12 protein-coding genes are annotated in these 13,410 nt (G+C 72.7%); 6 read left to right on the forward strand and 6 right to left on the reverse strand.

Annotated elements, in window-relative coordinates; genetic code table 11:
• Positions 1-24 precede the first annotated feature (24 nt).
• Complete coding sequence (locus tag ACGFQ9_RS11675) at positions 25-1,566, forward strand: class I adenylate-forming enzyme family protein (RefSeq protein ID WP_393573550.1); 1,542 nt, start codon at positions 25-27, stop codon at positions 1,564-1,566.
• Here ACGFQ9_RS11675 and ACGFQ9_RS11680 read toward each other — a convergent pair.
• A complete protein-coding gene (locus ACGFQ9_RS11680; RefSeq protein WP_393573551.1) occupies positions 1,554-2,495 on the reverse strand; it encodes an alpha/beta fold hydrolase in 942 nt (313 codons plus the stop codon). The two genes, ACGFQ9_RS11675 and ACGFQ9_RS11680, sit on opposite strands and share 13 nt — an antisense overlap.
• 112 nt (positions 2,496-2,607) lie before the next feature.
• Between ACGFQ9_RS11680 and ACGFQ9_RS11685 the strand changes: the two genes are divergently transcribed.
• Complete coding sequence (locus ACGFQ9_RS11685; protein ID WP_393573552.1) at positions 2,608-3,216, forward strand: TetR/AcrR family transcriptional regulator; 609 nt, start codon at positions 2,608-2,610, stop codon at positions 3,214-3,216.
• A gap of 93 nt (positions 3,217-3,309) precedes the next feature.
• Positions 3,310-4,611, forward strand: coding sequence for a serine hydrolase domain-containing protein (locus tag ACGFQ9_RS11690; RefSeq protein WP_393573553.1), 1,302 nt, complete (start codon positions 3,310-3,312; stop codon positions 4,609-4,611).
• 67 nt (positions 4,612-4,678) lie between these two features.
• On the opposite strand, the gene ACGFQ9_RS11695 is transcribed toward ACGFQ9_RS11690, so the two are convergent.
• Positions 4,679-5,194, reverse strand: a complete 516-nt coding sequence (locus tag ACGFQ9_RS11695; RefSeq protein ID WP_393573554.1) for an EF-hand domain-containing protein — start codon at positions 5,192-5,194, stop codon at positions 4,679-4,681.
• Between the two features lie 268 nt (positions 5,195-5,462).
• On the opposite strand from ACGFQ9_RS11695, the gene ACGFQ9_RS11700 reads away from it, so the two are divergent.
• Positions 5,463-6,041, forward strand: a complete 579-nt coding sequence (locus tag ACGFQ9_RS11700) for a sigma-70 family RNA polymerase sigma factor (RefSeq protein ID WP_393573555.1) — start codon at positions 5,463-5,465, stop codon at positions 6,039-6,041.
• The gene (locus ACGFQ9_RS11705; RefSeq protein ID WP_393573556.1) at positions 6,038-7,318 is read left to right on the forward strand and encodes a maleylpyruvate isomerase N-terminal domain-containing protein; all 1,281 of its coding nucleotides are present in this window, start codon (positions 6,038-6,040) and stop codon (positions 7,316-7,318) included. Before ACGFQ9_RS11700 ends, ACGFQ9_RS11705 begins: the two co-directional genes overlap by 4 nt.
• 59 nt (positions 7,319-7,377) lie before the next feature.
• On the opposite strand, the gene purU is transcribed toward ACGFQ9_RS11705, so the two are convergent.
• Together purU and ACGFQ9_RS11715 are read right to left on the reverse strand one after the other, a co-directional pair.
• Positions 7,378-8,250, reverse strand: a complete 873-nt coding sequence (purU, locus tag ACGFQ9_RS11710; RefSeq protein WP_393573557.1) for a formyltetrahydrofolate deformylase — start codon at positions 8,248-8,250, stop codon at positions 7,378-7,380.
• A 23-nt stretch (positions 8,251-8,273) separates the two neighbouring features.
• Positions 8,274-8,720 (reverse strand): hypothetical protein, encoded by a 447-nt coding sequence (locus ACGFQ9_RS11715; RefSeq protein ID WP_393573769.1) that lies wholly within the window; start codon positions 8,718-8,720, stop codon positions 8,274-8,276.
• Positions 8,721-8,936: 216 nt separating this feature from the next.
• Here ACGFQ9_RS11715 and ACGFQ9_RS11720 point away from each other — a divergent pair, with 216 nt between their 5' ends.
• Positions 8,937-10,226, forward strand: coding sequence for an ABC transporter substrate-binding protein (locus ACGFQ9_RS11720; RefSeq protein WP_393573558.1), 1,290 nt, complete (start codon positions 8,937-8,939; stop codon positions 10,224-10,226).
• Between the two features lie 4 nt (positions 10,227-10,230).
• Here ACGFQ9_RS11720 and ACGFQ9_RS11725 read toward each other — a convergent pair whose 3' ends face one another.
• Both ACGFQ9_RS11725 and ACGFQ9_RS11730 read right to left on the reverse strand, forming a co-directional pair.
• Positions 10,231-11,682, reverse strand: a complete 1,452-nt coding sequence (locus ACGFQ9_RS11725; RefSeq protein WP_393573559.1) for a hypothetical protein — start codon at positions 11,680-11,682, stop codon at positions 10,231-10,233.
• A 137-nt stretch (positions 11,683-11,819) separates the two neighbouring features.
• A complete protein-coding gene (locus ACGFQ9_RS11730; protein WP_393573560.1) occupies positions 11,820-13,199 on the reverse strand; it encodes a transcriptional regulator in 1,380 nt (459 codons plus the stop codon).
• Between the last annotated feature and the right edge of the window lie 211 nt (positions 13,200-13,410).

Genomic DNA, 13,410 nt, shown 5'->3' on the forward strand with positions numbered 1-13,410 from the left:
TCTGCAGCCCACGGGAGGCCGGGCATGACGGACACCGCACGCGAACTGGACCGGTCCGCCACCTTCTGGGAACTGATCACCCGGCGGGCCGCACTGAGCCCGGACACCCCGGCGCTGATCGAGGCGGAGACCGGCCGGACCCTGACCTTCGGCGGGCTCCGCGACCGCGCCGAACGCGTCGCCGCCGGACTGCACGGCCTCGGCGTCCGCCCCGGCAGCGTGGTCGCCTGGCAGCTGCCCACCCGCATCGAGACGGTGCTGCTGTCCGTCGCCCTGGCCCGGCTCGGCGCCGTCCAGACGCCCGTCATCCCCTTCTACCGGGACCGCGAGGTCGGCTTCGCGCTGCACGCCTCGAAGGCCGCCTTCTTCGCCGTGCCCGGCACCTGGCGCGGCTTCGACCACACCGCCATGGCCGAACGGCTGGGCGCCCGCGGCGTCTTCGAGGCGTACGACGACCTGCCCGACGGCGACCCGGCGGTCCTGCCCCCGCCCCCGGGATCCGGCACCGGCGTGCGGTGGATCTACTGGACCTCGGGCACCACCTCGGACCCCAAGGGCGTGCTGCACACCGACCGCTCGCTGATCGCCGGCGGTTCCTGCCTGGCCCACGCCCTCCGCCTGAGCGCCTCCGACGTCGGCTCCGTGGCCTTCCCCTACGCCCACATAGGCGGCCCCGACTACCTGGTGATGCTGCTGCTGTACGGCTTCCCGGCGGTGCTCTTCGAGAAGTTCGCGCTGCCCGGGGCCCTGGACGGCTACCGGCGGCACGGGGTCACCGTGGCCGGCGGCTCCACCGCCTTCTACTCCATGTTCCTGGCCGAACAGCGCAGGCTGCCGCCCGGTGAGCAGCTGATCCCCACCCTGCGGCTGCTGGCGGGCGGCGGGGCCCCCAAGCCCCCGGAGATCTACTACGCCGTGACCCGTGAGCTGGGCTGCCGGCTGACCCACGGCTACGGCATGACCGAGGTGCCGATGATCACCATGGGTGCACCGGACGACACCGACGAGAACCTGGCCGGCACCGAGGGCCGGCCCCCGGCCGGCATGTCCGTCCGGATCACCGACCCGGACGGCAAACCCCTCCCGGCCGGAACGGACGGCGAGGTCCGGCTGCGCGGCGAGGCCGTCTGCCGCGGCTATCTCGACCCGGCCCAGACCGCGGCGGTCTTCGACCCCGACGGCTACCTGATCACCGGCGACCTCGGGCACCTCACCGAGTCCGGCCATCTGGTGCTGACCGGCCGCAGCAAGGACGTCATCATCCGCAAGGGCGAGAACATCTCCGCCAAGGAGATCGAGGACCTCCTGCACACCCTGGCCGGCGTGGGCGACGTCGCCGTCATCGGCCTGCCGGACCCCGAGCGCGGTGAACGGGTCTGTGCCGTGGTCGAACAGCCCGCGGGCGCCGCACCGCTGACCCTGGAGGCCGTCACCGCCCACCTGCGCGCCGCGGGCCTGGCCACGCACAAACTGCCGGAACAGCTGGAGGTGGTGGAGGCCCTCCCCCGCAACGACACCCTCCGCAAGGTCCTGAAGTACAAACTGCGCGAGCGCTACGCGGACTGAGTACCCGCGGGGAGCCGGTCCACGTCCTCCATGAACGCGAGCATCCTCCGGTTGACCTCGTCCGCGTGGTCGATCTGCGGGCCGTGGCCGGTCCCGGAGATGATCTCGGCGCGGGCGCCCTGGACGAGCCGCGGCACCCGCTCCAGCTGACGCTCCGGGTCGAGCAGCAGGCTGCGCTTGCCCAGCACCAGGTAGAGCGGGGTACGGATGGAGCGCAGGGCGTCCTCGGCGAGCGGGAGCGGCGCGGGGCGGCGGATCCGGTAGGCCCGGACACCCGCCAGGGCCATCGCGCGCAGCTCGGGCACGACGAGGACCGGCTGCTCCAGCCAGGCGGCGATGCGCCGGCGCAGCGGCTTGGGCGCGAGGGTGGCGAAGAGGCTGACGAACACCCAGGCGAAGAAGCGCAGGCCGACCTTCTCCAGGCCGCCGGGGTCGAGCGCGGTGACGGACGCCAGCCGGCCGGGCCGGCGGTGCGCCGCGTTCAGCACCAGCCAGCCGCCGTAGGACGCGCCGACCAGGTGGACCCGGTCGAGGCCGAGCCCGTCGAGCACCTCGTCGAGCCACTGCGCCGCCCGATCCGGCTGCCACATGGGCTCGCGGTGCACGCTACGGTTGGCGTCGCCGGGCGTGTCGAGGGCGTAGACCGGCCGGTCGAGGGCGAGGGCCGGGGTGTTGGGGTACCAGGTCGCGGCGCAGGAGCCCGCTCCGTGGATCAGGACCACCGGGGTACGGGACTCGGCGACGGGGTCGCCGACAGGGCCGTGCCGGTAGACGTGGGTGGTGCCGAAGGCGGTCTCCACGTCGGTCTCGGACCGGATCGGCGCGCCCATCGCGAAGACGGCGTCGCAGGCGGCGTGGTAACGGTCGCGCAGCTCGTCGCTGACGTACCGTCCGACGTCCTTGCGGGCTCGGTTCGTGTTCTCGGGCACGGCGGGGCCACCTCCTGGAGTCCTGGGACATCCGGTCTTCGTGATACGACCGTACCACGATCTTGATACGGCTGTACCATCAAGGCGAGTCGAGGAAGAGGGGGACGAACCCGTGCCCAAGCGCGTGGACCACGAGGAACGCCGCACCCAGATCGCCGAGGCGCTCGTCCGCGTGGCGGCCGCCCGCGGACTGCACGCGGTCGGCATGCGCGACGTGGCGGCGGAGGCCGGAGTGTCACTGCGCCTGGTGCAGTACTACTTCGAGACCAAGGAGAAACTGCTGCTCTACGGCCTGCAGCAGCTGGTCGAGGGCTTCGGCTCCCGCGTCACCGCGCGGGTGGCGGCCACCGGACCGGACCCCGGCCCGCGCGCGGTGATCGAGGCCCTGCTGCTGGCAGCGCTGCCGACCGACGAGCAGAGCCGCGCCTTCCACCTGCTGCACACCTCGTACACGCTCCTGGCCGTCACCGACGAGACCCTCGCCGCCCAGCCCTCCTTCGACAGCCCGCGGGCGGCCGAGGACGCCGTCGCCGGGCTGCTGGAGAAGGCCGCCGGGGCGGGCCGGACCGCACCCGGGACCGACCCGCGCGCCGAGGCCGCCGCCCTGCTGGCCATGTCCGCCGGACTCGGCACCAGCGTCCTGGCCGGCTACCGCACCGCGGAGTCCGCGGCGGGCCTGATCCGGCACCAGCTGGACCGGATCTTCCCGGCCGGAGGCTGAAGGCCCGCCCGGTCGCCGCCACCGGGAGCCCTTCCTACGATGGAGGGGCATGCTCGGGGTCTCGGGGACGGGCACGTCTGAGGTGGTTCCTCCATGCCAGGACTCCGGAGCCGTACGGCCCGCACTGCCGCCGCCGCGCTGCTGCTCGGCGTGCTGGGCGCCGCACAGGTGCCCGCCTCGGGAACTCCCCTGCGGGGCGACCTCGACCCCGTCACCGTCGAACGGCTCGACCGGGCCATCGAGGACGTGATGGAGGAGGCCGACATCCCCGGCGCCAACGTCGGGGTCTGGATCGACGGGCGCGGCGACTACGTGCGCTCCTTCGGCTCCGCCGACACGGCCCTGGGCCTCCCGATGAAGACCGACCTGTACAGCCGGATCGGCAGCGTCACCAAGACCTTCACCATCACCGGCCTGCTCCGGCTCGTCGACGACGGCAAGGTAGGCCTGGACGACCCGGTCTCGCGGTACGTGGACGGGGTGCCCGGCGGCGACCGCATCACCGTCCGGCAGCTCGCGGACATGCGCAGCGGCCTCTACAACTACACCGAGGACGAGGGCCTGCTGAACACCATGAAGGCCGACCCACAGCACTCCTGGACGCCCCGGCAACTGGTGGACATCGCCTTCAGGCACCCGCCGGACTTCGCGCCCGGGACGAAATGGGAGTACAGCAACACCAACACGGTCCTGCTGGGCATGCTCATCGAGAAGGTCACCGGGCAGCCCCTCGACGCGTACCTGGAGCAGCAGGTCTTCGGACCGGCCGGGCTGAACGCCACCTCGCTCCCGTCCACCGGCGCGATGCCCTCGCCCTACGTCCACGGCTACACGAACTTCACGCCGGACGGGACGACCGCCGACGCCTCGAACCAGAACCCCTCCTGGGCATGGGCCGCCGGAGCGGCCGTCTCGGACCTGGAGGACCTGCACCGCTGGGTGCCCGTCCTGGTCACCGGAGCGCTCCCCGACGGCGAGCGGCTCCTGGAGAAGGGCACCCAGGCCCAGCGGCTGCGCATGGGGCCGACCGGCCACCCGGGCATCGGCTACGGGCTGGGCATCGCCGAACTCGACGGGTGGATCGGGCACAACGGCGAACTGCCCGGGTACGAGGCCATCGCCGTGGGACTGCCGTCGGCCGGGGCCACGCTCGTCATCCTCGTCAACGCCGACACCGACAAGGGCGGCAACCTGAGCTCGCAGCTCGCGGCGGCGATCACGAAGATCATCACCCCGGAGCACGCGTGGGAGATCCCGGAAGCGGCGCATCCCGCCGGACCTTCCAGCCCGCCGTCCCCGCCCGCCCCGACGTCTCCGCCCGCCCCGACGTCACCGGCCACGCCGGAGTCACCGACCGCGCCGGAGTCACCGGCCCCGGCCACACCGCAGCGCTGAACGCGACTGCGCGAGCCCGCGCGGCACTGACCGTGCGGGCTCGGCGCGACCGGGGCGCGCTGCCGGATCAGGCGTCCGGGTCGACCCCGCAGTAGGCGGCGAAGGCGGTCAGGATCCCGGCCTCCGAGATCCGGCCGTCGCCGTCGCCGTCCAGCGCGGCGGCCACCGTCGTGGCGAGGTCCGGCGCGATACCCAGGACCCGCAGCACCCGTGCCGCGGCCGCCGGGGTCACGCCTCCGCCGTCCTCGTCGGCGACCGCGATCACCGCGTGCAGGAAGTCCTCGGCGATCCGCGCGAACCGCTCCGGGCTGTCCTGCAGCCGCTTGGCCGCCCCGGTGACGAACTCCTCACGGGTGACCCGCTGGTCGCCGTCCACATCGGCGATGCCGGCCATGCCCTGCCAGAACGCCTCGGCTCCGCCGAAGACGGCCTGCCCCTTGTCCGAGCGTGCGGTGATGCCGAATTCGGCCATCACGGCGCGCGCGGCCTTGCTGAAGTCCTCGCGGTCGATGTAGCCGTTTCCGTCCTGGTCGAAGAGGGCGAATCGGGCGGCGATCTTGCGCTCGTACTCTGCGCTGTCCATAAACGGGATCCGCCTTCACATGTGCGGTGGGGTGCAGTTCAAGACAAGGCAGGAGCGTACGGCCTATGTGGCCTGCACGTTAAGCGAAGCGGGCAAGGAGGTGGCCGCATCGAACCCGCGCACGAGGAGCGCGACGGGGCGCGTGACCGCCGGAGTCGGCCCGGGTGCTATCAGAACCGGCACTTCCGGGGGGAGGTTCCCGCAAAACGGGCACACGGCGGCCCGGTGACACTACATTCGGAAGGGTCGACAAGGGCTGGGGGCTTCAATGCCGAAGGACGCACCACCCCGCTGGGACCGCAAGATGCAGCAACGCCTCGCCCGCGGCGAGGCCGCGGCGCTCGGGGAGCTGTACGACCGGTTCGCGTCGCTCGTGCACAGCCTCGCGCACCGCGTGCTGGGCGACGAGCAGGCCGCGGACCGGGTCACCCGCGAGGTGTTCGGGTACATCTGGGAGAACCCGGACGCGTACGACCCGAAGCAGGGCTCCATGCGCTCCTGGGTCGCCCGGATCACCCAGGGCCAGGCGGTGGCCCGGCTGCGCCAGGCCGAGCACGGCCGGGGCTCCCGCGAGGAGCTGGAGCAGAAGGTGCGCAGTGCCAACGCGGCCGCCCGCGCGGACTACATCGTCACCTCCATGCCCGCACCGCTGCGGGCCGCGCTGGAACTGGCGTACTTCAAGCGCCGGGACTACCGGCAGGCCGCCGCCGACCTGCAGATCAGCGAGGACGAGGCCCGGCGCAGGCTGCGCCTGGGCCTGCAGCTGCTGTCGACCGCCAATGTCCTGCCGAGGGAGGGCACCGCCCCGCCCGGATACGGCCCGCCCGGATACGGAAGCTCACGATGAACGGCCCCGCCGAGTCCCGCGACGACCACGACCTCCCTGGTCCCGCCCGGATACCGGGACCGCGGGGCGCCGCCGACGACCTGCCGCCCGAGGCCGCGCCGGAGCCGCCGCCTTCGCCGCCCGCACGGACCGCACCGCCCACTCCGCCCACTTCTCCCACTCCGCCGACACGGCCCACTCCGCCCACGCACGAGGTGCTGAAGTCCTTGCTGGGTGCCTGGGCACTGTCGGCGTGCTCGGCGGAGGAGACCCAGGCCGTCGAGGACCACCTCACCGAGTGCGCGCCGTGTGCCGAGGAGGCGTTGCGGCTGCGGGACGCGGTGGGTCTGCTGCACCCCGAGGAGTCCCTGGACCTGAACCCGCTGCTGCGGTCCCGGGTGCTGGAGGGCTGCCTGGGGAAGCGGCCGGCCCGCATCCCGGTGCCGGCGTGGGCGAGCCCGTACGACACCGAGGCCGCCCGGCTGGACGCGCTGCTGCGGGACTTCGGGGACTCGGAGTGGCACACCCCGGTACGGCTGAAGTGGTTCGAGGAGGAACGGCGGCAGACGCGCCGGACCACGGTGGCGGGAGTGATCGGCCATCTGCTGTCCGTGGACGGGCTGATCGCGACCGCACTCGGACTGGACGACCCGCTGGGCGAGGACGCGCCGGCCGTGCCGGCGGCCCGTACCGAGCACTTCTGGGAGTCTTCCCCGTACCCGACCACCCGGCAGGTCCGCGAGCCCTGGCGGGAACAGGGGCACACGCTGGTCCGCACGGTGTCCTTCGCCGGACGCGGGGTCGCCGAACTGTCTGTGGACTACGGGGACTTCCGCCTGCCGCTGGGGGACGCGTTCCTGGAGCGGGCCTTCGAGTGCTGGGTGCACGCCTGGGACATCGCGGAAGCGGTCGACTACCCCTACGAGCCGCCGTCCGGGGCGCACCTGCACCGGATGATCGACCTGGCGGCGCGGCAGCTCCCGGCCATGCTGGCCGAGCGGCGCCGCTCGGGCCTGGCCTCGCCGCCGCGCAGCCTGGTCGCGGCGGGATCGCCGGGCCGGACCCTGCACCTGGAGATCGAGGGGGCGGGCGGCGGCTCCTGGGACATCGCACTGGACTCGCCCGCGGCGGCCACGTCCGCGGAACACACGGTGGCGCAGATCGCTCTGGACGGAGTGGAGTTCTGCCAGCTCGCGGCGGGCCGCGTCACACCGGAGGAGGCGGCCGCGGGACAGCACGGCGACCGCGAGGCGATCCGTGACGTCCTCTTCGCCGCGGCATCACTCAGCCGGTTGTAGCCGTCCGGCGGGGCCCAGGCCCCGCCGGGCCGCGCTGCGTTACCGGACGGGCACAGGGCCTATGCGAAGACCACCGTGCGGGAGCCGTTGAGCAGGACGCGGTGCTCGCTGTGCCACTTCACCGCGCGAGCGAGCGCCTGGCACTCGACGTCACGGCCGATGGCCACCAGCTGGTCGGGGGTGACCTCGTGGCCGACCCGCTCGACCTCCTGCTCGATGATCGGGCCCTCGTCGAGGTCGGCGGTGACGTAATGCGCGGTGGCACCGATCAGCTTCACGCCGCGGGCGTGCGCCTGGTGGTACGGCTTGGCGCCCTTGAAGCTCGGGAGGAAGGAGTGGTGGATGTTGATGATCCGGCCACTGAGTTCCTTGCAGAGCGCGTCCGACAGCACCTGCATGTAGCGGGCCAGCACGACCAGCTCCACGTTCTCGGCACGGACCAGCTCCAGCAGCTGAGCCTCGGCCTCCGCCTTGGTGTCCTTGGTCACCGGGATGTGGTGGAAGGGGACGTCGTACGAGCCGACCAGCTCGGCGAAGTCGGTGTGGTTGGAGACCACCGCGGCGATGTCCACCGGCAGGGCCCCGATCCGGCACCGGAACAGCAGGTCGTTCAGGCAGTGGCCGAACTTCGAGACCATCAGCACGATCCGCATCCGCTCGTCGGATCGGTGGATCTGCCAGTCCATCTGGAAGGTGTCGCCGATCGCCGCGAAGCTCGCGCGCAGCTTCTCCACCGTCAGCGGGGCCTCGGCGGTGAAGTGGACCCGCATGAAGAACAGGCCGGTGTCGCGGTCTCCGAACTGCTGGCTGTCCTCGATGTTGCACCCGGTCATGAACAGGTAGCTGGACACGGCGTGCACAATGCCCTGCTTGTCCGGGCAGGAGAGGGTCAGTACGTACTGCTGGGGCTGCCGGTGCGGCTCTTCGCTCATGGCAGCACAGCCTTTCACACCGTTCAGGCCGAACGCGTCAGGATCCGCAGGACCTCCAGCGAGCTGGGGCGCGCGTCCGGGTCCTCGCCGTCGGCGGTGGCCAGCCGTACGTGCGCCTCACGGGCCGCGCGCACCGCCTCGGGCCAGCCGTGGTGCTCCAGGTAGGCGGTGACCGGGGCGTCCGGGCCTATCTGGTGCAGGATGCGCAGCACCCGCAGCACGGCGACGTCGACGAGGGCGGCCTCCTGGGAGTCCCGGAAGATCGTCCCGACGTACTTCTCCGCGGACCAGTTGTCGAGCCAGGTGTCCTCGACCAATCGGTACACGGCGTCGGTGACGTCTCCGTAGCCCTCGGCGCCGGCCAGCCAGGTGTCCTCCTGGAAGGCCGGATCGGAAAGCATGTGCAGCGCCGAGCGCACGTTGCTGCGCCAGCGCCACCACGGCATGTCGTTCAGCGGCATGCCGCCCATGGTGGAGGAGCGGCGGCCACGGCGGGAAGGGTTCTTGGAACCTTCGACGAATGTCACGCTTTCGATCGTACGTTCCCTTCCGGCGGGATCTTGAAGGCCCCGGGAGGGAATCGGATGCTCCCGTTCCGTATTACTCCCCTGTAATTCACCCTTGCGTCACCTGATGTTGTGAACCACTCACGCCACGGTTACCCGGGCCCGGAAGTCTGCGTGCCCATGACCAACAAGCGACGCTCCCTCCCGGTCCGGTCCCTCCTCTCCGCCGTGGTGGGTGCGTCCCTGGTCGCAGGCTGCGGGGTGCTGCCCGGAAGCAGCGAGGGCTCCCAGGAGACCCTCACCGTGATGACCTGGGCGCCGGAGGACAGCAAGGCCACCAACATGCCGGGCATGCCCGGCATGGCCCGGGCCTACGAACGGTGGATCAACGACAAGGGCGGCATCAACGGCCGCAGACTGCGCGTGATCACCTGCAACGAGCACAACACCGCGAGCGGCGCCGCCGACTGTGCGCGCAAGGCCGTGACCGAGAAGGCGGTCGCGGTGGTCGGCTCGTACAGCCAGCACGGCCGCGCCTTCATGACCCCGCTGGAGACCGCCGGCATCCCCTACATAGGCGGCTACGGCGTCTCCCAGGAGGAGTTCCAGAGCATCCTGTCCTACCCGGTGAACGGCGGCCAGCCGGCCCTGCTCGCCGGCGCCGGGCACCAGCTCGCCCAGTCCGACTGCCGGAAGGTCGCGCTGATCCGGCCGGACACCCTCGCGGGCGACTCGCTGCCGATCCTGCTGAACGCCGGCCTCAAGGCGCAGAAGCCGAACGAGGCCGCCGACATCCGGGCCGCCGAGGACTCCGCGGACTACGCGGCCCAGGCGCGCGAGGCGCTGGCGCACGCCGCCGGGGGCAAGGACGGCAAGGACAAGGGCTGCGTCACGGCGGCACTCGGCGAGCGCACCGAGACGTTCTTCGACTCCTTCCGCCGGCTCGACGAGAAGACCGACAAGAAGCGGCGGCCGCAGATCTCCTCCGTCCAGGGCAGCATCAGCCAGGGTCTGGTCGACCGTACCGGCGGCACGGAGAGCCTGTTCGAGGGCGCGTACGTCACCAGCTGGTACCCGGTTGCCACCGACCCGCTGTGGGCGCCGATGCGGAAGGTCATCGCCGAGTACGCCTTCGGCGACGACAGCGTGGACCCCGCGGACGTCGGCACGCAGACCACCTGGATCGCGTACACCGTCTTCACGGAGGCCGTGCGGCGCGTCGGCACGGAGAAGGTCACCGCGCGCCGGATCGCCAAGGTCCTGGACACCTCCGAGGGGCTCGCCACCGGCGGGCTCACCCCGGACCTGCGCTGGCGCTTCCAGGACATGCGGGCCGTGCGCGGCTACCCGCGGCTGATCAACGGGCGGGTCACCTTCCAGGTGGTGCAGGCGGGCCGGCTGGTGGCGCAGCCGGGCCAGCAGGCCCTGGACATGACGGAGACCATGGAACAGGCCCCGACCACCGGCTGACCCCCTAGAGCTGGGTCTTGTCTCGCTTGGTCAGCTGGTACTTGGCGGCGATCCGGTTCCAGAGGACGGCGGCCTGCTCCTTGGCCTTCGTGGCCTCGCCGCTCGACCTGTTGCCGGCGGCGGCGTCCGCGGTGCCGCGGGCCTTCCCGTCCTTGCACATCTTCTTGTCGTCGCCCTTGCCGCCCTCGTCCTTGCCGCCGGCGACGTCGTCGGCCCAGCTCGCGTACGAACGGTCGGCCGCGGCGGAGGACTTCCAGGCCTTGGTGAGCGAGGCCGTGAGCCGCGCGTGGTCCGGCAGCTTGTCGACCTTGACGTCCTGGAGCCGGGTCACCAGCTCGTCGCGCTGCCGTGCGGCGTCGCGCAGGTCATCGGCGGCCTGGTCCAGGTTCCGGCAGCCCTTGATGTCCTCCACCGCCTTGATCACGGCGGCACGGCTGTCGTTGCTGTCGGCGAGCAGCTTGTCGAGCTGGACCGCCTGGGCGCGGGCCGGGTCGACGGGGGCCTCGGCGGCGTTCGCGGCGGAACCGGTGGGCGACGGCACGGAGGACACCGCGGCGGGGTCGTTGTTCTGGGCCTTGCCCGGTTCGCTCAGCAGCGCCCCGACACCGAGGCCGGCGACGGCGAGCCCGATGACCCCGGCCACGATGATCCCGCCGGACACGCGGCGCGGGGGCTCGGCCTCCTCGTAGGCGTACTGCTGCTGCGGGTGCGGCGGCTGCGGCGGCATGTGCTGGGGCTGCTGGTGCTGCTGCAGGTGCGCCGGCTGGAACCGCTGCCCGTTCGGCTGCCGCCGCTGCGGCGGGTGGGCCTGAGGGGGCGTCTGCCGGAGGACCGGCTCCTCGATCGGCGGCAGGTACTGGGTGGCGGCCTCGTGGTGCCCGGCCTCGGGCCCGGCCGGGACCGGCGGGAGGTACTGCGTCGCCGCCTCGTCCGGCCCGCCGGGACCGGCAGGCACGGGAGGTATGTACTGGGTGGCCGCCTCGTCCGGCCCGCCGGGACCGCCGGGACCGGCAGGACCGCCGGGACCTGACGGCACGGGGGGCATGTACTGGGTGGCCGCCTCGTGGGCGGCGGGGGGATGGCCGTACCCCGGCGCGTCCGCCTGGACGGGCGGGATGTACTGGGTGGCCGCCTCCTGCACCGGCTGCGGATAGCCGTAGGCGGCGGGACCGTCGCCCGGCACCGGCGGGATGTACTGGGTGGCCGCCTCCTGCACCGGCTGCGGGTAGCCGTACGCGGGCCCCTCGCCGGGCACCGGCGGGATGTACTGGGTCGCGGCCTCCTGGACCGCCTGCGGATAGCCGTATCCGGGACCGTCGCCGGGCACCGGCGGGATGTACTGCGTCGCCGCCTCGTGGGCCGGCGGCCCGCCGTACCCCCGGGGATCGGCGTCGGCCGGCGGCCGGCCCCACGGGGCACCCTCGTGCGGGTAACCGCCTTGTGTGCTCTGCGTCACCGGGATCCTCCTCCGACTGCCCGAACCTTCCGAACCGTCGGGTCACGCTACCGGGTGCGCCCCGGCCGCGAACCCCGCGGGGCCGCCCGCGGCCGGGCGGAACCCGGCCGCGGAGCCGCCCCGCGGGGTCTCCCGCCTCAGGCCGCCGGGGCCAGCCGGGAGGTGAACTCGCGGACCGCGGCCTCGTCCCGGAACGGGTCGAGCCGGATCCGGAAGTCGTCCAGGTACTCCGCGCCCCGGTTCGATCGGAGCGTGGACAGGAGCTCCACCGCCTGGGTGGCCGTGGCGCAGGACTGCTCCACCTCCCGCTGCTGCACCTGCGAGGAGGCCAGCAGCAGCAGGCCGATGGCGCGTCTGCGGGCCTTCGTGGCGGGCAGCGCCCGCAGCGCCTCCTCGGCCTGCCGGCCGGCCGCCTCGGCCTGCCCGAGGTCCCGGTGGCAGTGCGCCAGCTCATCGGCCAGGTACGCCTCGTCGAAATGCCGGATCCACACCGGATCGTCCCCCGATTCCGGCTCCGCCCGCTCCAGCGCGCTCACCGCCCGCGAGGCCAGCACCGCGGTCGCCCGCGCGTCCCCCAGCAGGGCGTGCCCCCGCGCCTCGGCCGCGTAGAACATCGCCTCCGCGCGCGGGGTGACCTGGCCCCGCGTGCCCTCCTGGGCCGCGCGGGCCAGCTGCGCGATCTCCCTGGGGTTGCCCAGCTCGGCCGCGAGGTGGCTCATCGAGGCGGCCAGCACGTAGCCGCCGTACGACCGGTCCCCCGCCGCCTGCGCCAGCCGCAGGGCCTGGATGTAGTAGCGCTGCGCCAGACCGGGCTGGCCTGTGTCCACCGCCATGTAGCCGGCCAGTTCGGTCAGCCGGGCCACCGCCGCGAACAGCGCCCGCCCGACCGGCTCCCGGTACGAGCCGCCGATCAGCCCGGACACCACGCTGTTGAGGTAGTGGACGACCACCGGACGGACGTGGCCGCTGCCGAAGCGGTGGTCGAGGTCGACCAGGGCGTCGGTGGTCGCCTTCACCGCCTCCACGTCGGACATGCCGACCCGCGAGCCGCCCGAACGCGCGACCGCCACGTCCGCGCCCGTGATCAGCCAGTCCCGGCTCGGCTCGACCAGGGCCGAGGCCGCGACGGTCGAACCCGACAGGAAGTCCCGCCGGCCGACGTCGCTGCGCCACAGCTCGCAGACCTGCTCGATGGCGCCGACCACGGTCGGTGAGAACTGCAGGCCGACCCCGGAGGCGAGGTTCTTGCCGTTGGCCATGCCGATCTCGTCGATGGTGACGGTGCGTCCGAGTTTCCGGCCCAGCGCCTCGGCGATGATTCCCGGTGCCCTGCCGCGTGGCTGCTGGCCGCGCAGCCAGCGGGCCACGGACGTCTTGTCGTAGCGGAGATCGAGGCCGTGTTCGGCACCGCACATGTTGACCCGCCGGGCGAGCCCGGCGTTGGAGCACCCGGCTTCCTGGATGAGCGCCTGCAGCCGTTCGTTGGGCTGACGGGCGACGAGTGGCCTGGCTGCCATGAAACCCCCTTGGCCGCGGGTGATCGTTCCATAGATCACTTCCCGGCGGTCTGCGGAGAATGCCGGGGAATCTTCCGCTGTGCGCTGTGTCGCTACCCAGCCCGGGCCCCCCGGCCCCCCGCGCGCCCCCACCCGTGCACCGGTGCGCCCCGCATGCAGGATCGATGCTCCGTCACCCGGCCGTTTCGGGACCGTAACCCCCCGTGACAGC

Origin of the sequence: Streptomyces sp. NPDC048603, assembly GCF_043199475.1 — a bacterium.
Classification (GTDB): Bacteria; Actinomycetota; Actinomycetes; order Streptomycetales; family Streptomycetaceae; genus Streptomyces.

What these genes read in the sequence shown, in the direction of transcription:
- ACGFQ9_RS11675 (WP_393573550.1), top strand. Translation starts at nt 25, where the DNA reads ATGACGGACACCGCACGCGAACTGGACCGGTCCGCCACCTTCTGGGAA.
- ACGFQ9_RS11690 (WP_393573553.1), top strand. Translation starts at nt 3,310, where the DNA reads ATGCCAGGACTCCGGAGCCGTACGGCCCGCACTGCCGCCGCCGCGCTG.
- ACGFQ9_RS11695 (WP_393573554.1), bottom strand. Translation starts at nt 5,194, where the DNA reads ATGGACAGCGCAGAGTACGAGCGCAAGATCGCCGCCCGATTCGCCCTC.
- ACGFQ9_RS11700 (WP_393573555.1), top strand. Translation starts at nt 5,463, where the DNA reads ATGCCGAAGGACGCACCACCCCGCTGGGACCGCAAGATGCAGCAACGC.
- ACGFQ9_RS11705 (WP_393573556.1), top strand. Translation starts at nt 6,038, where the DNA reads ATGAACGGCCCCGCCGAGTCCCGCGACGACCACGACCTCCCTGGTCCC.
- purU (WP_393573557.1), bottom strand. Translation starts at nt 8,250, where the DNA reads ATGAGCGAAGAGCCGCACCGGCAGCCCCAGCAGTACGTACTGACCCTC.
- ACGFQ9_RS11715 (WP_393573769.1), bottom strand. Translation starts at nt 8,720, where the DNA reads ATGGGCGGCATGCCGCTGAACGACATGCCGTGGTGGCGCTGGCGCAGC.
- ACGFQ9_RS11720 (WP_393573558.1), top strand. Translation starts at nt 8,937, where the DNA reads ATGACCAACAAGCGACGCTCCCTCCCGGTCCGGTCCCTCCTCTCCGCC.
- ACGFQ9_RS11730 (WP_393573560.1), bottom strand. Translation starts at nt 13,199, where the DNA reads ATGGCAGCCAGGCCACTCGTCGCCCGTCAGCCCAACGAACGGCTGCAG.